The sequence below is a fragment of the Flavobacterium algicola genome (assembly GCF_022399565.1).
In the GTDB taxonomy this organism is placed as follows: domain Bacteria; phylum Bacteroidota; class Bacteroidia; order Flavobacteriales; family Flavobacteriaceae; genus Flavobacterium; species Flavobacterium algicola.
Map to the genome: position 1 here is coordinate 192036 of NZ_JAJTUT010000005.1, position 23134 is coordinate 215169.

The 23134-nt window shown below is 35.5% G+C and carries 13 protein-coding genes; 11 read left to right on the forward strand and 2 right to left on the reverse strand.

Features of this window, described 5'->3' with window-relative positions:
- Positions 1-56: 56 nt before the first annotated feature.
- From LXH21_RS16315 to bglX, 6 genes are all read left to right on the forward strand, one after another.
- The gene (locus tag LXH21_RS16315) at positions 57-3104 is read left to right on the forward strand and encodes a SusC/RagA family TonB-linked outer membrane protein (RefSeq protein WP_239868390.1); all 3048 of its coding nucleotides are present in this window, start codon (positions 57-59) and stop codon (positions 3102-3104) included.
- A 19-nt stretch (positions 3105-3123) separates the two neighbouring features.
- Complete coding sequence (locus LXH21_RS16320; RefSeq protein ID WP_239868394.1) at positions 3124-4737, forward strand: RagB/SusD family nutrient uptake outer membrane protein; 1614 nt, start codon at positions 3124-3126, stop codon at positions 4735-4737.
- Between the two features lie 100 nt (positions 4738-4837).
- Entirely contained in the window at positions 4838-6436 is a 1599-nt protein-coding gene (locus LXH21_RS16325; protein ID WP_239868397.1) for a family 16 glycosylhydrolase, read from the forward strand.
- 16 nt (positions 6437-6452) lie between these two features.
- Positions 6453-7289: an endonuclease/exonuclease/phosphatase family protein gene (locus LXH21_RS16330; RefSeq protein ID WP_239868400.1), complete on the forward strand. Its 837-nt coding sequence runs from the start codon at positions 6453-6455 to the stop codon at positions 7287-7289.
- A 109-nt stretch (positions 7290-7398) separates the two neighbouring features.
- Positions 7399-8880 (forward strand): sulfatase family protein, encoded by a 1482-nt coding sequence (locus tag LXH21_RS16335; RefSeq protein ID WP_239868403.1) that lies wholly within the window; start codon positions 7399-7401, stop codon positions 8878-8880.
- A 10-nt stretch (positions 8881-8890) separates the two neighbouring features.
- Positions 8891-11215, forward strand: a complete 2325-nt coding sequence (bglX, locus tag LXH21_RS16340; RefSeq protein ID WP_239868406.1) for a beta-glucosidase BglX — start codon at positions 8891-8893, stop codon at positions 11213-11215.
- Positions 11216-11348: 133 nt separating this feature from the next.
- Here the strand turns inward: bglX and LXH21_RS16345 are convergent, their stop codons facing one another.
- Positions 11349-12632 (reverse strand): UDP-N-acetylmuramoyl-tripeptide--D-alanyl-D-alanine ligase, encoded by a 1284-nt coding sequence (locus LXH21_RS16345; protein ID WP_239868409.1) that lies wholly within the window; start codon positions 12630-12632, stop codon positions 11349-11351.
- A gap of 64 nt (positions 12633-12696) precedes the next feature.
- Complete coding sequence (gene gldJ, locus LXH21_RS16350) at positions 12697-14373, reverse strand: gliding motility lipoprotein GldJ (RefSeq protein WP_239868412.1); 1677 nt, start codon at positions 14371-14373, stop codon at positions 12697-12699.
- A gap of 208 nt (positions 14374-14581) precedes the next feature.
- On the opposite strand from gldJ, the gene porU reads away from it, so the two are divergent.
- From porU to LXH21_RS16375, 5 genes are all read left to right on the forward strand, one after another.
- Positions 14582-18424 (forward strand): type IX secretion system sortase PorU, encoded by a 3843-nt coding sequence (gene porU, locus LXH21_RS16355; protein WP_239868415.1) that lies wholly within the window; start codon positions 14582-14584, stop codon positions 18422-18424.
- A gap of 39 nt (positions 18425-18463) precedes the next feature.
- Complete coding sequence (gene porV / locus LXH21_RS16360; RefSeq protein WP_239868417.1) at positions 18464-19621, forward strand: type IX secretion system outer membrane channel protein PorV; 1158 nt, start codon at positions 18464-18466, stop codon at positions 19619-19621.
- Between the two features lie 70 nt (positions 19622-19691).
- The gene (cdd, locus tag LXH21_RS16365; RefSeq protein ID WP_239868420.1) at positions 19692-20174 is read left to right on the forward strand and encodes a cytidine deaminase; all 483 of its coding nucleotides are present in this window, start codon (positions 19692-19694) and stop codon (positions 20172-20174) included.
- A 143-nt stretch (positions 20175-20317) separates the two neighbouring features.
- Positions 20318-21316, forward strand: a complete 999-nt coding sequence (gene pdhA, locus LXH21_RS16370) for a pyruvate dehydrogenase (acetyl-transferring) E1 component subunit alpha (RefSeq protein WP_239868423.1) — start codon at positions 20318-20320, stop codon at positions 21314-21316.
- Between the two features lie 8 nt (positions 21317-21324).
- Positions 21325-22965, forward strand: coding sequence for a pyruvate dehydrogenase complex dihydrolipoamide acetyltransferase (locus LXH21_RS16375; protein WP_239868426.1), 1641 nt, complete (start codon positions 21325-21327; stop codon positions 22963-22965).
- Positions 22966-23134 lie beyond the last annotated feature (169 nt).

Below are 23134 nucleotides of genomic sequence, written 5' to 3' on the forward strand. Positions count from 1 at the left end.
ATAAATCATAAAATAAAGTGGAACTATACTTTTGAACCAAACAAAAACAAATACAAATGAAACTAAAACGACATTACCACAAAACTAAAATGCTACTTTCTATTTTGTTAGTATTATTTTCTTTAACAATGCAATCACAGAATCAGAAAACAATATCAGGAACCGTTTTATCATCTTCTGATACCATGCCGCTTCCGGGTGCTTCTGTTTCGGTAAACGGATCATTAAATGGAACCTCAACCGACTTTAATGGAAACTTCTCCATAACGGTTGCTCAAAATGTAAATTCATTAATGGTATCCTATATCGGTTTTAAAACCAAAGAGGTTGCCATAGGAACCAATACTAAATTGACTATTACATTGCTGGAGGATTCAAATTCGCTAGAAGAAGTAATCGTTGTGGGTTACGGAACTCAAAGAAGAAGTGATTTAGTAAATGCAGTAGGCACCGCAGATTTGAGCAAAGCATTATTATCACCTACATCTGACGTGACTGAAATGCTACGTGGACGTATCGCAGGTTTACAAGTTCAAGTAGGTGGAGGATCATTAAGACCAGGAGGAACTTCTGAGGTAATCTTTAGAGGAAATAGTTCTATCGAAGGAAACACAAGTGCTGTTTATGTAGTTGATGGTATCATAAGAGATGGTGGTATTGAGGATATTAATGGAGATGACATTAAGTCAATTGAAGTTTTGAAGGATGCTTCTGCTCAAGCAATTTATGGTTCCAGAGGAGCGAACGGGGTTATTCTCGTTACCACTAAAAGAGGTACCGACGGAAAAGTTACTGTTTCATATCATGGATACACGACTACCAAATCAATCGAACGCAACTTTGATGTGTATTCAGGCCAAGAGTTTGCACAGTTGCGTAGGGAAGCGATTCGATCAAATACTGCAAATGATAGCTATCCGGATGACAATGTAGCTTTTTCTGCTATTGAACTTGACAATATTGCTAATAATAAGTTTGTAGACTGGGAGCAAGAATTGCTTAGAAAAGGATTAATTAACAGCCAGACCGTAACGATAAGTAGTGGTAACGAAATGACAAAAGTATACGGAAGTATCAACTATTTTAAAGAAGACGGAATTATCCCTACCTCTAGTTACAATAGAAAAAATTTGAGATTAAACGTTGATCAAAAAATAAGTAGTAAGTTCTCTGTCAACTTTGACTTAAATTTACTTGATGACGACATTGAAAGAGCAGCCAATATAGACGTGATCACATTTTCTCCATTGGGAAATGCCTATAATGAAGACGGAAGCATTACTCGATATCCAAGTGGTGAAGAGTTAAGCGCTACAAATCCATTGTGGAACTTAAGAGAACAAACTAATGATGAAAAAGGCAATGACTATGTTATTAATGTAACTCCTACATGGCAAATCACAAAGGATTTACAATACCAATTAAAAACGAATCTTACTCGCAAAAATTCTGAACGAGGACAATATCTATCTTCGTTAAGTTCTTCAGGTGCCACGGCTGGAGGTATTGCACGAATTGACAATAAATTGAACGAATCTTATTTAGTCGAAAACATTTTAACCTACGATAAGGTGATAAATGCAGATCATAAATTTGATATCACTGCAGTTCAATCTTCGCAGGAAGATAAATATTCAAGAACTTTTACGCAAGGCACAGGATTCCCAAATGAAAGCCTAGGTTATAACGGAATTACAAATGCCATTGGGAATGTCACCGTATTACGAGAACAAACGACTAAAAAATATGCCTCATTTATGGGAAGGCTTCGCTATACTATGATGGACAAATATTTATTTTCAGCTACTTATCGCGCAGATGGAGCTTCGGTAAATGCAGAAGGAAACAAATGGGCTCAAAATCCTGCAGCTTCCTTTGCATGGAAAATGAATAACGAAAACTTCTTAAAAAACAGTAATGCTGTTGACGAGTTAAAATTAAGAGCCAGTTATGGTGCATTGGTAAACGGAATTAAACAACCTTATACTTCGCTATTTACAGCAGATGGTCAAAATTATATCTTTGATGAGGAAACAGCATCTGGCTACTCCCCTTCTGTGATATTGCCCAATACCAATTTGAAGTTTGAAAAAATTACAACCCTGAACGTAGGAGTTGATTTTTCATTTTTTAAAAGAGTATTAACAGGTACAGTTGAGTATTATGATGCTAGAACTACTAATTTGCTATTAAAAAGAGGAGTGCCGTCAACCACTGGATACACTTATACTTACTTCAATGCTGGTGAACTTCAAAACAAAGGATTTGAAGTAAGTTTAACAGCAAATCTTATCAATACGAAGGACTTTAAGTGGTCTGTCGCTACTAACTGGTCTAATAATCAAAACAAATTACTTAATCTTTACGCTGATGGAGACGGTAATGCTATTACACAAGATGATGCTTATAATTACTATGTAGGACAACCAACAGGAGTTATTAGACAATATCAATTTGACGGTATTTATCAAGTAGGCGATGATTTTGCAAATGCACCACAAGCCAATACTGAATCTACAATTACACAAACCAACTTAAGAGCGGGTGATATTAGAATAAAAGATACCAATGGAGATGGGAAAATCACACAAGATGATAGGGTTTTTACAGATCCTAACCCCGATTGGTATGGTTCTTTGTCTACTAACCTATCGTATAAAGGACTGGATTTATTTGTAGACTTTTATGCGGTAGAAGGAGCAACCAAAGTGAATCCGTTCTTATCTGATTATAATAATGGAGGAACCTTATCGAGTAAACTTAATGGCGTAAAAGTACCTTATTATACACCAGAAAATCCTTCTACGACATTCCCAAGAGCTAGCTATGATTCTACTCCACAATATTTAAACGCATTGGCAGTCAAAGACGCTTCTTATGTAAGATTAAGAACTGTAAGTTTAGGTTATACCTTTCCTGAAGCCATCACAAGTAGATTTAATGTATCACAACTTAGATTTTATGTAACAGCAACTAATTTATTTACCAAAACAGATTATATAGGTTATAGTCCAGAAGTAAACATAAGAGATACCTATTCTAGCGCAGACACTGGATATCCTGACACCCAAAATTTCACATTTGGAGTAAAACTTAGTTTGTAATTTAAAATATAAAGACATCATGAATACAATAAAAAAATATATCAGTAAGGCCGCGAGTGCAGTAGCAATCGTTTCATTATTAGCAACCGTTTCTTGTGAAGACTACCTAGACGAACAACCGAGCACATCTATTGATTCTGGCTATGTGTATACCACCGAAGAGGGTTTAAAATCGGGCGTTGTAAGTTTATATACTTTCAACCGTGACCGTTACGATGATAGCGGTGAAGATTACATGGGCGGCGTGTACATGTCCTCCCGAAGTGATTTGGCGTTTTCAAGAAGTGGTTATACAGGTTTAGTAGGAAGGTATGAAAGAGGAGTCTCTTCGATCGATTTGGGAACGGAGTATGCTTCGCGCTTTTTTTGGAAACCATTTTACAAAATTGCCAACAAAGCAACTGACATTATTAATGCTGCAGAAAAAGTAGAAGGAATTGAAGACAAATCAAGAAATCAAATTATTGCAGAGGCAAAATTTTTTAGAGCCTACTCTTATTTTTACTTGTATAAAATGTACCATAATATCTTTGTGACTACAGAATCTTATACAGTTGAGAATGCTTTTACACTTATCCAAGACAAATCATCTGAGGAGGAAATATTTGCACTACTAAACAGCGACTTACAATTTGCAATTGACAATCTAGAATGGAATGTAACTTTCGGTCGTGTGTCAAAAGGAACTGCAAAGCATGTCAAAGCACAAGTTGCTATGTGGCAGGGCAATTGGGAGGAAGCAAAAACACAAGCTTTGTCTGTGATTGAAGATCCTAGTTCTCCTCATAAATTACTGACATCTACAGCTGATGTTTTTAAAGGTAGCAGAAATCATACAGAACAATTATTTGTAGTACAAGCCCAAGATGATATTTTGGGCGGTGGAGGTACTACCATGATTAATGCCAATTATGTGACGCAGTACTTTCAAATCACCGGAATTGATGCAGACGTTGCTCAAGGTGGAAGAGGTTTCTCTAGAGTATTACCAAATAATTATTTATTGAATCTTCTAGCTCAGGATCCCAACGATACAAGAGATGACAATACCTACTTTCGATTAAAATATTACTACAACACTGGAGCTGATACAGGTAAAGAAATTACAATTTACCAGCCAAAAGCTACACCTACAAGTCCTGATGGAACGTATGCTCTTTATTATCAAAGATTACATCCTTCATGTATAAAATTTACACAAGATGACGATGATGCCACTTCTTATTTGCAGCGTAGCAATATTCTAGTTTTAAGATTAGCAGAGACCTATTTAATTGCTGCCGAGGCAATACTAAGATCTGGCAGTGGCGATCCGTTACCGTACATTAATGCTATTAGAACAAGAGCCAAAGCAGCAGCGCTTACAAGTTTGACATTGCAAGATATTTTAGATGAGAACGCACGAGAATTAGCTTTTGAGGGCGAACGTTGGTTTACATTAAAAAGATTTGGCGCAACTACCCTAAATACTCAGATGAGAAATTATTCGGGAGACGGAGCCTATTTTCCTGCGAATTTTGGCGGAAGCAAAGATCCAAGAATCAACTGGCAGGATTACTATATCAACTTTGCCATTTTTCAAGAAGACTTGAATTTACTAGGACCTAATTACCCTCAAAATACAGGATATTAATCCATAGTTACGATAATATAAAAGCTACGTTACAACACAAGAGTTCTATTTATGACTCTTGTGTTTTGTAGCTTAAATTAATGACTCTAAATTATAATTTATGGCAGTTCTATCGATTAAGAAAAACAATAGGCACCTACTCATTTTCATTGCATTAGGTTTACTCTCTTGTAAAACAGTCTTGCAAAAAAGTGATTTTGCCTTCGCAAAAAATACTATCATTGCCCACAGAGGAGCGTGGAAAGCAAAAGGTGTACCTCAAAACTCCATTGCATCCTTACAAGAAGCCATCAGACTAGGATGTACAGGGTCTGAATTTGATGTACGTATGACTGCAGACAGTGTTCTTGTCATTGCGCATGATGCTACCTATAACAATTTAGAAGTAGAAGAAAATACGTATGCCACTTTAGCAAAACATAAACTTGCTAATGGTGAAGCTTTACCTACGCTAAAACACTATTTACAAGCGGGTAGTACCAACAATAAGCATACAGGATTGGTCTGCGAAATTAAACCTTCAAAAATACCAGGTCGAAATACTTTTATCGCTCAAAAAGTATTAAAAATGGTAAAAGACGAAAAAGTCGAACGGTATATTCTTGCCTACATCAGCTTTAGTTACGAAATTTTAAAAGAACTGAAAGCGTTGGATAAATCGGTTGTAACGCAATATTTGGATGGTTCAAAACCTCCTGCACTATTGAAACAAGACGGCATTTCAGGGTTAGACTATTTGGTTTATAAATTGAAAAAAAGTCCTGAATGGATTAATGATGCTAAAGAACTGGGATTGACTTTAAACGCTTGGGTGGCCAACTCAACAGAAGATATTGACTGGTTACTAGCCAATGATTTTGATTTTATAACAACAGATGAACCCGAACTAGTATTCGAAATACTGAAAAAAAACTCTGACAAACAAGGCTATAAATTAGTATGGAGTGACGAGTTTAATTACAAAGGAAAACCAGATGATACCAAGTGGGGCTACGATTATGGTTTTATAGCGAATGAGGAAAAGCAATATTTCACAGACAGTTTGAAAAATGCTAGAGTAGAAAATGGATACCTTATCATTGAAGCTCACAAAGAAAAGGTAATGAACAAAGATTTTAAAAATCCAGAAATTAAAAGTTGGGCTAAATACAAAACGCAAATTGATTCTGCTAATTATTCTTCAGCTCGAATAAAAACCGAAGGGATTGCCGACTGGAAATACGGGCGAATAGAAGTTAGCGCCAAATTACCAAAGGGTCGCGGTATGTGGCCAGCCATTTGGATGCTAAGTGAAAACCGAAAAACTGTAGGCTGGCCAGAAAGTGGAGAGATAGACATCATGGAGCAAGTGGGTTATGATAATGATTTTATTCACGGCACCATACATAGCAAAGCTTTCAATCATATAAAAGGTACTCAGAAAGGGAAAAAGATTTTCGTTAAGGATCCAAATGATACTTTCCACGTATACGCACTTGAATGGACACCTGAAAAAATTGATTTTATCGTTGACGACGTAGTGTACAACCATATAGTAAATAACCATACAAATACTGACAAATGGCCTTTTGATCAAAAATTTCATTTGATATTAAATGTATCGGTTGGCGGAATGTGGGGCGGACAAAAAGGGATTGATGACAGCATATTTCCTCAGCAAATGGTGGTCGATTATGTTCGAGTTTTTCAAAAAAAATAAATAAACATTTTTAAACATGAAAAAATATATTTTCTTACTAATGGCAATAACAACCTTTACAAATGGGATCAGTCAAAATTACAAAATGATGACGTACAACCTTCGTTTAGATGTAACTTCCGACGGCGAAAATGCATGGAAAAATCGCAAAGATTTTTTAAGCAAACAAGTATTGTTTTTTGCACCAGATATTATGGGTGTTCAAGAAGCAAAACCGAATCAAATGGAAGATTTGAAAAAATCACTTACAAATTATGCTGCTATAGGTTTAGGACGTGATGGCGATCAAAAAGGAGAGCATTCTTCTATATTTTACAATACTAAAAAATTTAAAGTTGAACAAGTAAATACTTTCTGGCTGTCTCCAACACCAGACAAAGTTTCTATGGGTTGGGATGCCGCTTATCCTAGAATTTGTACTTATGCATTGTTTACAGATATTGAAAAACATACCAAAATCTGGTTTTTCAATACGCATTTAGATCATATTGGCCCATTAGCACAATTAAATGGAATGAAACAAATTGAGCAAAAAATAGCAGAGGTAAACACAAAAAAATATCCTGTGATACTTACAGGTGACTTCAACGTTGAGCCAGATAGTGAATTGATCAAAGAATTATCTCAAATCATGGTGAACACACAATCTGCTGCTCAATTGACTTTTGGACCTTCCGGGTCTTTTAATGGTTTCAAATTTAATGAACCTGTGACCCGCAAGATTGATTATATTTTTACTTCAAATTCCAAAAAAATCAAGGTCCACAAATATGCTGTTTTAAGTGAATCGATTGATTTAAAATATCCTTCAGACCATTTTCCTATTTATGTTGATTTGTCCATCGATAAATAACATAGGATGATAATGGTGGATTAAGATTTTTTGATGTTTAAATTAGAAACAATGATGTCTTATGATGCATTTACTTTTAAAATCAGAAAACTTTTAAAGAACCAACACTATGAAAAAACTATTATTTCTTGCCGTATTCTTTGGTTTACTTTCCTGTAAAAACTATGCACAGGCATTTAAAAAAGATTTGGCACCGAATATTCTTTTGATAATCCTAGACGATCAAGGATATGCTGACTTTGCTCCCTTTAAAAACCACGACACCACTGCTGATACCCCAAATATGGCAAAATTAGCAGCAACAGGAACGGTTTATACCGAAGCTTATACAACGGCACCTGTATGTAGCCCATCAAGAGCGGGTATGTTGACGGGGAAAAATCAAATTCGCTGGGATAAAAATGCCAGTTGGGGACCAGGATTACCAAAAAATGTAAAGACGATTCCCGAATACTTGAAACAAGCAGGTTATGCAACGGCAAGAATTGGGAAAAATGATTTAGGAAAAAATTTCCACAAATATAATGTTAGAGAATATCCTACTAAGCATGGTTATGATGAGTTTTTAGGTTTCAGTGCGCATGCACATGATTACTGGTTACTTTCACAAGAAATGAAAGATAAAACTCCAGATCCTAATGGGACTAGTGCTGCATTGGGGCCATTGATGCATAATGACGGCATAAAAAGTTACAGCGACGGATACTTGACGGATATTTTGACAAATGAAGCCGTTGATTACATCCATAAGTCAAAAAACAAACCATTTTATTTGACTTTGGCCTACAATTCTGTACATCATTTAATTCATGAGGTTCCGCAAAAATACTTGGATAAATACAATGTCAAACCAATCCCAAATTACAATCCCGCTGACCAAGAAGGATTTGAAAAATACAAACCAGGAACGTATGGTGCGTATTATGACAAATATTCTCGTCTTGGAGCAATACAAGATGAAGATTTACGTAAATATTATCTAGCAAACATCAACTGTTTGGATGATAACATAGGTAAGGTCTTGGATGCCCTTAAAAAAGAAGGCATTGACAAAAACACCCTAATTATTTTTATATCTGATAATGGTGGAACACCACTTAATGGGGCTAATAACAGTCCGCTTACAGCTGGTAAATACTCTTTGTGGGAAGGCGGAATTCGCGTACCAATGGCGATAAGTTGGCCGGGGAAAATTGAAGCAGGTAAGACTGTAGATGAATATGTGTCGGCAATGGATATTCTGCCAACAATTGTGGGAGCAGCAGGAGTCCCCATCACTGATGCAACCTTAGACGGGATAAGTTTGATGAAACCTCCTGTGAAAGACCGAGTTTTGGTTTGGAAATGGCAAAAAACATGGGCGATCAGAATAGGAGATTGGAAATTAACCAATACGGATGAGGATCACTGGAAAAGCCGCCCCAGTAATTTATACATAGCACCCATCAGAAATGATTTGTCTCTCAAATTATTTGATGTAAAAAATGATCCAGGGGAACGAAAAGATCTGTCCTTAGTGAACATTAAAAAGGTAAAAGAATTAGAGGCAGCATACCAAGACTGGTGCACTGCTAACATAGGAAAATATTAAAATTTATTAGATGACAAAGCAAATTCGATCCATCACAGTTCTAGTATTACTTACTGCTATTTCTTATGGATTTAAAAAACATACGATTGAGAGTACACTTATTGACCCACCAACAAAACAAAACCAGCAAATAGAACGAAAGGTCGATTCCGTCTTAGGATTGATGCGCCTCAATGAGAAAATTGGGCAATTGGTGCAGTATAGTGGTAAGTGGAATGCTACTGGGCCTTCCTCATCAAATGGCGATCAGCATAAATTAGAAAAATTAAAGAACGGCGAAGTGGGCTCGATGTTAAACATTGCTTCTGTTGCGTCTATTAGAGAAACTCAAAAAATTGTAATGGAAAATTCACGCCTGAAAATTCCGTTAATTTTTGGTTATGATGTAATTCATGGCTACAAAACGATCTTTCCTATTCCGCTAGGTGAGAGTGCTAGTTGGGATTTAGAATTAATGAAACTCACCGCATCTGTCGCTGCAAAGGAAACTGCTGCTTCGGGCATACAATGGACTTTTGCACCCATGATTGACGTTTCTCGTGATGCACGTTGGGGACGTATTATGGAAGGCGCAGGTGAGGATACCTATTTAAATTCCGTTATAGGTGTTGCTCGCATCCAAGGATTTCAAGGTGAGGATTTATCATTAAATACAACTATAGCTGCCTGTGCAAAACATTTTGCAGGTTATGGTTTTGCCGAAGCAGGTCGAGATTACAACACTGTTAATATAGGCGATTACGAATTACACAATAGTATTTTGCCTCCTTTTAAAGCAGCTGCAGATGCTGGTGTTGCCACTTTCATGAATTCCTTTAATGAGATAGATGGGATTCCTTCAACAGGAAACAAGATGCTACAGAGAGACATTTTGAAAGGTGATTGGGCCTGGGATGGATTCATGGTTTCAGATTGGGGATCAATTGGCGAAATGATAGCACATGGCTATGCCAAAGACAAAAAACAAGCCGCTCAAATAGCACTTAACGCGGGGAGTGATATGGATATGGAATCCTATGCTTATGAAGCACATCTGGCCAATTTGTTGGGAGAGAATAAAATCAGCATTGCCCATCTTGATGACGCCGTAAAACGTGTTTTAAGAATAAAATTCAGATTAGGACTTTTTGATGATCCCTACAAATACTGTGATGAGAAAAGAGAGAAAACCGAAATTTATACTAAAGAAAATTTAGCGATTGCTCGTGATGCTGCTAAAAAATCAATTGTACTTTTAAAAAATAAAACTAATTTATTACCCTTATCTAAAGAGATTAAAAGCATTGCCGTTATTGGTCCTCTGGCAAATGATAAAGATGCACCACTAGGAAACTGGAGAGGAAAGGGCGAGTATAATTCGGCAGTATCTTTACTTGAAGGAGTAAAGAATGCTGTAGGGAAAAACACTAAAATCTATTACGAAAAAGGAGCGGACTTAACGATCCCTAATTTAAAGCCAGGAGAGAATCAGTTTTTATACCCCTTAAAGTTCAATACCACCGATGTCTCTGGAATACCTGCAGCTGTCGAAGCCGCTAAAAAAGCTGATGTCGTATTGATGGCAATTGGCGAAAGCGCTTTTCAAACAGGTGAAGGAAGAAGCCAGACTAACATTGGTCTCTTGGGGGTGCAAAAACAACTGCTAGAAGCAGTTTATAAAGTGAACAAAAACGTGGTCATTGTTCTAATGAACGGACGACCAATGGATATTTCTTGGGCTGCAGAAAACATTCCAACGATTTTAGAATGTTGGTTTTTAGGTTCAGAATCTGGAAATGCCATTGCAGATGTATTATTTGGAGATTACAATCCTTCTGGTAAATTGCCGGTATCGTTCCCGCGCAATGTGGGACAAGAACCCTTATACTACAATCAAAAAAATACAGGTAGACCAAACAGTCCTGCTCATGTTACCTATTCAGGTTATACAGATGCAGCAAAGACAGCTTTGTATCCGTTTGGTTATGGATTGAGTTACTCTACTTTCGATTATAAAAATTTGAAACTTGATAAAAATGAAATTTCAATAAATGGAGTAATAAAAGCTTCTGTCGAAGTGACTAATGAGGGAACTAGAGACGGAGAAGAAGTTATTCAATTATACATTAGAGATTTAATAGGCAGCATTACTCGCCCCGTAAAAGAGTTAAAAGCTTTCGAAAAGACAATGATTAAAGCCGGACAAACAAAAACAATTCACTTTACCATAGATGCTACAATGCTACAATTTTACACTGTAAATAAAATATGGGAAGTAGAAGCGGGTGATTTTAATGTATGGATTGGCGGAAACTCTAATGCTGCGTTAAAAGCGTCATTTGTAGTCAAAGAATAATACTAAACAGCTTTCTAATCAATAAAAGTTCTCCCCTTGATAATAAAATGAATACCAAATAATTGCTTACTAAATCAAAAAACTCCAGTATTGCTACTGGAGTTTTTTTTATTATTTATCTAGTTTACATCAATTATAAATAATTCAAACTTCTTTCAAGTGCCATTCCTCTAGAACCCTTTATCAAAATCATACTATCAGAAAATAAATTATCTTTCAAGTACTTTTCAAAATCTGCAAAAGTTTTATAGAATTCAAAATTGGATTTAACGATTCTATTTTCATAAAAATTTTCTCCAACAAAAAAGCTTTTTACATCATCTCCAATCACTTCAGATATAATTAACGCTTTGTGTTCTTGCAGACTTTCTTCGCCCAACTCAAACATATCACCTAAAATCATAACCTTATTTAAATCTTGAAGCTGCACAAAATTTTGAATAGCAACGGCCATACTGCTAGGATTTGCATTGTAAGCATCCATAATAATTTTATTCGTACCCTTGCTCATCAACTGCGACCTATTATTCTCTGGTACATAACCCTCCAAAGCTGTTTTTATAGCCAATTCATCCACTTCAAGATATTTTCCAATGGTAATCGCAGCATTGACATTATTAGCATTGTATAAGCCTATCATTTGCGATTTAATGATAACATCATTAAAACTAATCGCTACAAAAGGATCTGCTTTTACAGCAGCTATGTTAACATCGGCATGACTTTTATGAATACCAAATGAAAAGCTTCTTATACCCAAACTTTTCTCTAGCTGGATAGCATCTTCAAGATTCACAAACGCGAGACCATCAGAAGCGCGAAGATAATGATACATTTCACTCTTCCCCTTTATAACACCTTCTACTCCACCAAAACCTTCCAAATGAGCTTTGCCAAAATTAGTTATGTAACCATAATTAGGGGTCGCTAATTCACAAAGAAATTCAATTTCCTTTTGATGATTCGCCCCCATTTCTACGATCCCGATTTCAGTATCTTTAGTAAAAGACAACAAAGTTAATGGAACACCAATATGATTATTTAAATTACCTACAGTTGCTTTAGTATTGAATTTTTCAGCCAGAACAACTTGTATCAATTCTTTTGTAGTTGTTTTACCATTACTTCCCGTAAGCGCAACAATGGGTAGCTTTAAATAATTTCTATGAAATTGTGCTAATTTTTGTAAAGTTTCCAAACTATCTTCTACCAGTATAGTTTGATCATTTATATAGAAATCTTCATTATCAATGATCACATATGAAGCACCTTTATCAATAGCTTCTTTGGCAAAAGTATTTGCATCAAAACGATCTCCCTTTATAGCAACAAACATTGAGTTCGCCTCAATTTTACGAGTATCAATCGAAACTGAACTACAGCTTAAAAACAGCTTGTGAATAGCACTAATATCCATTTGAAAGAGTGTTAAAAAGTAAAAGCCCTAATCAAAGGGCTTTTACTGTATATTATGTTTTATTTTAATTTCTTGCTGACTTCTTTTTGTCTGATTTTGGACCTACTCTAGACATTGCACATCTAAATCCGATAAAATCTGTTGCCATATCTTGCGGGAAGTATCTTCTTTGTGCAGGATCCAACCAGTAAGCTCTATCTCTCCAAGAACCACCCTTGTAAACTCTTACTTCATCATTTACCAAAGTTGTTCTTTTACTTGACTTATCGAACCTTCTTTGCATTTGTCCTAAACTATCTGTAGTTACATTATGTCTAGGTGAATTGTACATCGCTTTACCATCTCTATCATCATTAGATTCTGAAGCTCCAAAGTTGTAATAAATAGAAGATTGTTTATCACCATCTCTATAATTAACGTTGTTACTCTTATCAAAATTTTGTCTCAAATAAGTTTCTTGTTCATCAACAGGAACTTGTGCTATTTGACCAGGGAAATTTCTAGAAATAATTTTACCATTACTTAGCGTGTCATATTTAATTGTTTCCTTAGTAACAATTGAAATCTTACCATCTTCTCCAATTTTGTTTTTAGTATACATATTACCTCTATAGTAGTTGAAGTCATTTGCTTCATTATCTATAATAGGTCTGTAAACATCGGCAACCCATTCTGCAACGTTACCAGCCATATCATACAATCCAAAATCATTTGCTGGATATTGTTTAACAGCATTAGTAATATCTGCACCATCATCAGACCAACCTGCAATTCCACCGTAATCACCGTTACCTTGTTTAAAGTTGGCTAACTGATCTCCTTTAGTTTGTCTTTTTCCTGAACGAGTATAACTTCCAGACCAAGGATATTTCTTTTGACCCTTATAGATGTTATATTCTCTTTGACCTACGTCTGCAGCTGCAGCATATTCCCATTCAGCCTCTGTTGGCAAACGATATTCTGGCAATATGATACCAGAACTACGTTGAGCGTACACATTTGTAGGTGCTTCTCCATTTTTTGATTTAGAAGAAACTTGTCTACCTTTTGTTCTTTGTAAAGCAATACCTTCGTTCTTACTTCCGTATGTTGAAGTTGGTGAATTTATGTATGTTTCAGTGCTAAATAAACTTTCTCCGTCAACTTCATCCGTTTTAGCATTCTTCTTCAAATAACCATTTTTTTCTAAGATAGCCTCGTTTACACGATCGGTTCTCCACTTACTAAATTCAACAGCTTGAATCCAATTTACCCCTACTACAGGATAATTTGCATACGCAGGATGTCTTAAATAGTTATTAGTCATCGTTTCATTATACCCTAATCTATTTCTCCACACCAATGTATCTGGTGAAACTCCTGTATATATATGTTTGTAATTTTCATCAGATGGAGGAAAAACCATTTTTACCCAGTCTAAATATTCTAAGTACATAAAATTGGTAACTTCCGTTTCATCCATGTAGAAAGATTGCACATGTTGTTGTGTTGGTGTATTGTTCCAGTCATGCATAATGTCATCTTGAACTTTACCCATTGTAAATGTTCCACCTTCTACAAAAACCAATCCAGGACCAGCAGTTTGAGTTTTGTTACTTCCAGCCTTTTTCCCGCTAACATTCCATCCCGTAGCGCGTGAAGAGCTGCTAGAACTTGATTTTTTACTACAACTAGAAAAACCTATCAAAACTAGTGATAGGGATAAAACCAAATGTAACATGTTATTTTTAACTACTTTCATATTCTTTTATAAGGTAATAATTTAAAGTGCTGCAATATAATAATTAACCATTAACCTACAACACCATTGAAAAAAAATTTTACAAATCAAAATTAAAATATATTCTACAAATCAAACGCAAAAATATACTATTTATTATTTATTTTCATATTAATTGATTTATTTTTACCCACAATAATCACTAAAATCAATCTCAATTTAGTACAAAATGAAAAAATTACTTTTTTTATTTATTCTTTCTACTACTATATTCTCATTTTCACAGACTAGCGGTTCTATTTCGCTCGTTTGGAATGATAAAACAGAGATGAATTTTGGAGATACAAAATTAAAAATCCCTCAATTTTCAGGCGATAGTTTCACATACAATACCATTGACAAATCTATCCATTACATGCTTAAATTACCTGACAATTTGAGGTATAATGAATCGACTGTTCAAATTACAAATATCACCTACGAATCTATATCATCTTCACAATTAGGTGATCTCTCTCACGTCAACATTCCCACTCAAATAATACAAGGTTTAAGTACAAATACATCCAGAGACATTATTCAGTCTTTCTTATCCATTGCGCCTATTATTAAGGATGGACTTGGATTTAAAAAAGTCATCTCCTTTAATTACAATGCACCAAACCAACCAAACACGATAACTTCAAACACGATAGCAAATAAAAGTAATGCAACTGCCCAAATAACAAACTCAGTACTTGCATCTGGAGAATGGTTTCAATTTTATATTGAAAAATCTGGCGTTTATAAACTCGACAAAAATTTCATACAGCAGTTGGGACTGAACTTAAGTAATGTTGATCCGAAAAGAATAAAAATATATGGTAATGGTGGAAGAATGCTTTCTTTATCAAATCTAACCTCCTACCCTAATGATCTAATAGAAAATGCTATTCAATTAACTGGAGAAGATGATGGTAAATTTGACAATAACGATTATATTTTGTTTTATGGAGAAGGTACAGATACATGGAATGATGAAAGCCAGACTTCGATCAATCTTTTTGAAAATAAATCCTATTACTATATAACTGTACAAGGAGACAATGGAAAAAGAATTGCAGAAAGAACACAACCTTCAGGTAACACAACATTAAACATAACAACTTTTGACGACACGCAATACCATGAAGTAGACCTTTACAATATTGCAAATGTAGGCCGCCAATGGTTTGGAGAATCATTTGATATTAACAATATTCAAGAATTCTCTTTTGAATTTCCAAATTTAGTTACAACGACACCGATATCAATAAAGATAGCCGCCGGCGCTGCAGCTTTTACAACTACAACCTTCAATGTCCAAGCAAATGAAACAAATGTAGGAAGTTTTAATCTATCACAGTTAACACCTTCAAACACAGAAATAAAATACAGCTACAATAGTTATAACGGTACTTTCACCGGAAGTGATAATGTAAAAATAAAACTTACTTACAATAATAATAGTGTAGCAGGATCAAAAGGTTACCTAGATTACATCCAACTTACAGCAAAGAGAAATTTAAAAAGTACGGGCAAGCAGTTCAAATTTCAATATAATGCTGCAGCTTCCAATTTCGGAATCGGCCAGTATGCAATTTCGAACTCGAAGAGCATTTCTCAAGTTTGGGACATTACAGATATTTACAATGCTACCAAATATTCTAACTCAGATCTAGATTTATTTACCTTTAAAGCTAACCTTGGTGAGATAAGAAAATATATAACTATTGAAGCAAATGATTATTTAACACCTTCAAAAGATAATAACACCAAAATTGCTAATCAAAACATTAAAGGAACCGTTTTCAATGACAGCAAAGGACAGTTTCAAGATATAGATTATGTTATCATCACCCCTGCTTTCTTGGCTAATCAAGCTGAAAAATTAGCTGCATTCCATAGATCGTATTCAAAACTAAACACGAAGGTACTAACGTTAGAAACTATCTATCACGAATTCTCATCTGGGAAACAAGATATAGCGGCTATTCGAAACTGCATAAGATACATTTATCAAAATAGCTCAAATTCTGAGACAAGATTAAAATATGTAAACTTGTTTGGTGATGCATCATATGACTATAAAAGCAAAACATCTGCAAATACCAACATTGTACCTATATACCATGCACTGAGAGGTAATACCGTTGGAGAATCATCATTTGCTTCCGATGATTTTTATGGCTTGATGGACATTGGTGAAGGTAATATCACAAATAATTTTGGAGGTATCGATATTACACTAGGACGAATGCTCGTCGCTGACACCAAACAAGCAGAAGAGATGGTCAATAAAGTAATCGAATACCATGATGCAAAATCATATGGTAGTTGGAGAAACAACTTTATGATGATTGCTGATGACTCAGACAAGGCTTCTGATTTATCACTACAATTTAGACAGAACCAGTTATCTGATATTATTAGCTCAAAAAAACCATTTCTTAATCCCGAAAAAATACTTCTCGATTCATATGTACAGCAGACTTCTGCAGGTGGGAATAGGTACCCACTAGCTCGAACTGATATATTTAATGCCTTTGAAAAAGGAGCTCTTATAGTAAATTATTTAGGTCATGGAGGTGAAGATGGTTTGTCTGCAGAACGAATTTGGGAAAAATCCGATGGTGAGAATTTGAACAACCAATACAAATACCCTCTCTTTGTAACCATTACTTGTGATTTTTCACGTTTTGACAATCCTTCTAAACAAACTGCTGGTGAATTTGTTTATTGGAATCCAACTGGTGGAGCAATAGGAATGATTACAACTATTCGCTCCATCGCACAAACGACAGCAGAAAACTTCAATGATAATCTTTTTAAATACCTTTTATCATATGAATCAAACGAATATACATCTATAGCAGAATCATTGCGTCTAGCAAAAAACAATACACCTAGTTCTTCCTCCAATGTTATTTTTTATATTGGAGACCCAGCACTTATGTTAGCCATACCAAAACCGACAATCCGACTTACAAAAGTTAATGATATACCTATCTCACAGTCAATTGCAGACTTTAAATCTTTAGCAAAAATAAAAATAGCAGGAGAGATTACTGATGGCAATAATAACATTTTAGCCAATTATAATGGTGAAGTAGCAACCCGCATATTCGATAAAACAACTTCTAGAAAAACACTTAATAATGATGGATATAGTCCGTCAATAAACTTTAATGTATTAGGAGAGTCAATTTTTAGAGGGAATGCAACTATCACCAGTGGTCAATTTGAATTTAGTTTTATTGTACCCAGAGATATTAGAATACCATTAGACAATGGTAAAATAAGTTTCTATGCAACTCAAAATCAAACACTCGAAGACAAAGCGGGACAGGATACATCTATAAAAATTGGTGGCGTTAACGAAAATGCACCTGAAGACAATATAAATCCAATTGTACAGTTATATATGAACGACGAAACGTTTGTTTCTGGAGGCATTACTAATTCATCTCCATTCCTCATTGCATTGCTTGAAGATGAAAGCGGAATTAATACTGCCAGCGGAATCGGACATGACATCACAGCTGTATTAGATGGCGACGAAAGCAATCCTTACATATTAAATGATTATTACCAAACCAATTTAGATGATTACACCAAAGGAACAGTTCGATTTCCTCTCCGTGATATTACTGCAGGTTTACATACATTAACATTTAAAGCGTGGGATGTTTATAATAATCCAACAACAACCGAAATTCAGTTTCTAGTAGTTGGTGACGAAACCATTACATTAACCAACGTTCTTAATTACCCTAACCCTTTTGTAAATTACACAGAATTCTGGTTTACACACAACCGTCCTTTCGAGCCTCTAGAAGTACAAGTTCAAGTATATACAGTTACAGGAAAGGTAGTTTGGACAAAAAACCAGCTAATAAATACAGACGGTTTTTTATCGAAAGAGATAACATGGGACGGTAGAGATGATTTTGGAAATAAAATCGGAAAAGGAGTTTATGTTTATAAGCTGACAGTCAAATCTAGCTTAACAAATAAAAAGGCTGAAAAATTTGAAAAACTTGTGATACTTTAATAAAATACTATATTTGTCAAATAAATTTTTACATCAAAAATGAAAAAAATAATACTTTTTACTAGCTGTATACTAGCTTTTTGGAACGGAAATGCACAAGAAAACAGGGTGATAACAACCGGGGTTCCTTTTTTACTAGTTTCAGCTGATGCAAGAGCAGCAGGAATGGCAGATATTGGGGTAGCTACATCGGCAGATGCGTTTTCTCAACAATGGAATCCAGCGAAATATGCCTTTGCCACAGAGCAACAAGGAGTATCCATAAGTTACACGCCATATCTTACAGATTTAGCAAACGATATTGCATTAGGTCAATTAACATACTACAATAGAATTAATGAACGTTCTGCTTTTGCAACGAGTCTTCGTTATTTTAGTTTTGGAGAAATTGAATTACGCCAAACGGGAGAAGCCAATGAAATAACTAGAAAAGTATCTCCTAGCGAATTAGCTATTGACGGATCCTACTCTCTTAAATTGAGCGAAAGATTCTCTATGGCTGTTGCCGGACGTTACATTCGTTCTGCACTAAAGGTAGCAGATGCCAACAATGATGCTTCGGCAGCTAATACATTTGCAATTGATATCGCTGGATTTTATCAATCTGAAGAATTAGCATACAATGACTTCAACGGTAGATGGAGAGGTGGATTCAATATTCAGAATTTAGGGCCAAAAATCAGTTACGATAATGATAACATTAGCACTAATTTTATTCCAGCAAATTTAAAGATAGGTGGAGGTTTTGATTTCATTTTTGATGATTACAACAAAGTATCTCTTAATTTAGAATTCAACAAACTACTTGTACCGACCCCTCAATACGAAAGCACAGACACAGCAGAACAAACACAGCAAAAAACAGAAGATTACAATTCTATAGGTTGGACATCTGGAATTTTTAAATCATTTGGAGATGCACCAGGTGGACTAAGTGAAGAGCTAAAAGAAGTTACTTACGCTGCTGGAGCGGAATATACTTATCAAGATTCATTTGCAATGCGTTTGGGATATTTTAACGAAAATGAATTAAAAGGAGCTAGAAAATACTTCTCTCTAGGTGCCGGATTTAAATACACAACAGTAAAAATTGACGTATCTTATTTATTTTCTGCTTCGAAAGTAAAAAACCCACTTGAAAACACTTTGCGATTTTCATTGACACTTAATTTTGGTGACCAATACGATGAATATTAGCATATAAAATATATCAAATTTTAAATCCAAATTTCATCAAATGAAATTTGGATTTTTTTATATTTATAAAATGAAAAAAATCAGCATTAATACAGAATTTAGTGTTTTTGAAAATGCGCAAGAAACACCGCAAGAAATTCAAACATTGTTAAAAGAAGCAATAGCTATTCGAAACAAAGCCTATGCCCCTTATTCAAAATTTAAAGTAGGTGCAGCTATATTACTAGATAACGGAAAGGTAGTTTTAGGATCCAATCAAGAGAATGCAGCATACCCATCAGGTCTTTGCGCCGAAAGAGTAGCTATATTTCAAGCTGGGTCATTATATCCTGACGCAAAAATAAAAACCATTGTGGTTACAGCGGCAGCAGAGCTTAATACAACTACAAATCCCATTCCACCTTGCGGAGCATGCAGACAATCAATTGCCGAATATGAGATACGACAAGATGCTCCAATCGAAATTTATTTTACAGGCGAAATAGGTGATATTTACAAGTCAGACTCACTAAAAAACTTGCTCCCGTTATTATTTAACAAAAACATGTTGTAATAATACTAAAAATCAGCATTAAAATTTTAGTTCTTAATTGTAATGTTCTATTTTTGCAATTCGCAATTCTGTACCATTACACTATTTTGCGACAAGATCACAGTTGACATTACAATAAAAACTTTAGCAAAAGAATAATCTAGATGAAAGAAGTTACAAAAGAGGTTTATTTGAAGTGGTACGAAGACATGCTACTTTGGAGAAAGTTTGAGGACAAACTTGCAGCATTATACATTCAACAAAAAGTTAGAGGTTTTCTACACTTGTATAATGGTCAAGAAGCAGTATTAGCGGGTGCATTACATGCTATGGATTTGACTAAAGACAAAATGATTACTGCTTACAGAAATCACGTTCAGCCAATCGGAATGGGCGTTGACCCAAGGAGAGTAATGGCAGAGCTTATGGGAAAAGTAACTGGTACTTCTAAAGGTATGGGAGGATCAATGCACATTTTTTCTAAAGAACACCGTTTTTATGGTGGACATGGAATTGTTGGAGGACAAATTCCTGTAGGAGCTGGATTAGCTTTTGGAGACAAATACAACAATACTGGAGGAGTAACCATGACCTATTTTGGAGATGGAGCTGCTCGTCAAGGTTCTCTTCATGAATCTTTTAACATGGCTATGCTATGGAAATTACCTGTAGTTTTTATCGTTGAAAATAACGGTTATGCTATGGGAACTTCAGTTGAAAGATCTGCAAACCATACAGATATCTGGAAATTAGGTTTAGGATACGAAATGCCTTGTGGACCTGTTGATGGAATGAATCCTGTAAAAGTTGCTGAAGCAATGACTGAAGCTATTGAAAGAGCTCGTCGTGGTGATGGACCAACATTTTTAGAAATGAAAACGTACCGTTATAGAGGTCACTCTATGTCTGATGCGCAACTATATCGTTCTAAAGAAGAAGTTGAAGAATACAAAAAAATCGATCCAATTACACAAATTTTAGACGTAATCAAGGATAAAAAATACGCTACACCAGAAGACATCGCAGCAATTGAACAAAGAGTAAAAGACAAGGTTCAAGAATGTGTTGACTTTGCAGAGAACTCTCCATACCCAGAAGTTCAACAATTGTATGATGTTGTGTACGCACAAGAAGATTATCCATTTTTACCTCATAAACTATAAAATCAATTATGGCAACAATTATAACAATGCCTCGTTTGAGCGATACTATGACGGAAGGAACGGTAGCGACTTGGCTTAAAAAAGTAGGTGACAAAATAAGTGAAGGTGATATCCTTGCTGAAATTGAAACTGACAAAGCAACAATGGAATTTGAGTCTTTCAACGAAGGAACTCTTTTATATATTGGTATTCCCGAAGGAGAAACTGCTCCTATCGATTCTTTACTTGCAATCATTGGTGAAGAAGGTGAAGATGTTACTGCACTTATTGCTGGTGACGCTGCTCCTGCAACTGAGGAAGCTGCAAAAAAAGAATCAAAAGAAGAATCAAAAGAAGAAAAACCAGCTGAAACTAAAGATGCTGCTCCTGCAGAATTACCAGAAGGAGTAATCGTAGTAACAATGCCTCGTTTGAGTGATACTATGACAGAAGGTACTGTAGCAACTTGGTTGAAAAAAGTAGGTGAAGCTGTTGCTGAAGGTGACATACTTGCTGAAATAGAAACTGATAAAGCGACTATGGAGTTTGAGTCTTTCAACGAAGGAACTCTTTTATATATCGGAATCGAAGAAGGTGGATCTGCTCCTATCGATAGCTTACTTGCTATCATAGGGCCTGCTGGAACTGATGTTTCAGGAATAGCTAAAAGTTTCACTGCTGGAGGATCTACTCCTGCTGCAACTGCAACTGAAGAAGAAAAACCTGCTGCAACTGCTGAAAAAGCACAAGAAGCAACTCCTGCAGCTACAAACGATGGTGGAAGAATTTTTGCATCTCCTCTTGCTAAAAAAATTGCAAGTGATAAAGGTGTAAATCTTTCACAAGTTAAAGGATCTGGAGAAAATGGACGTATCGTAAAAAGCGATATCGAAAATTTCACTCCTGCTGCTGCTGCACCATCTGCTGCACCTGCGAAAGCGGATGCACCTGCTGCCGCTGCGCCAAAATTATTCGTACCTGCTGGAGAAGTAGTTACTGAAGAAATCAAAAACTCGCAAATGCGTAAAATCATTGCGAAACGTTTGGCTGAATCATTATTCACAGCACCTCATTACAACTTAGTAATTGAAGTAACTATGGATGACGCAATGAGCTCAAGAGTTACTATCAATAGTTTGCCTGATACAAAAGTATCATTCAACGATATGGTAATCAAAGCTTGTGCATTAGCATTGAAAAAACATCCTAAAATCAACTCGCAATGGTCTGCTGATGTAATCACTATCAATCACCATGTAAATATTGGTGTTGCTGTAGCGGTTGAAGACGGATTGGTTGTTCCAGTATTGAAATTTACTGACGCTATGAGCCTATCTCAAATTGGTGCTAGTGTAAGAGATCTTGCTGGAAGAGCTAAAAACAAAAAACTAGGACCTGCTGAGATGGAAGGAAGCACTTTTACTGTTTCTAACTTAGGTATGTTTGGTATCACTGAATTTAATTCAATTATCAACCAACCTAACTCTGCAATCCTATCTGTTGGAGCAATTGTTGAAAAACCAATTGTAAAAAATGGACAAATTGTAGTAGGAAACACTATGATGCTTTCTTTAGCTTGCGACCACCGTACAATCGATGGAGCAACTGGAGCACAGTTCTTACAAACATTAAAACAATACATTGAAAACCCAGTTACTATGCTTGCATAACACTGAGTCACCATAATAAACAAACCCCGTTAAGTTCAGGCTTAACGGGGTTTCGTGTTTTATATCATTATTAATATTAGGAGCAGAAGATTGGTTTTCAGCAGGAAATTGGGTTCCCGCTTTCCGCTATATCTTGTGGGGCCAAAATCCAAGCCCCCACAAGGATGCC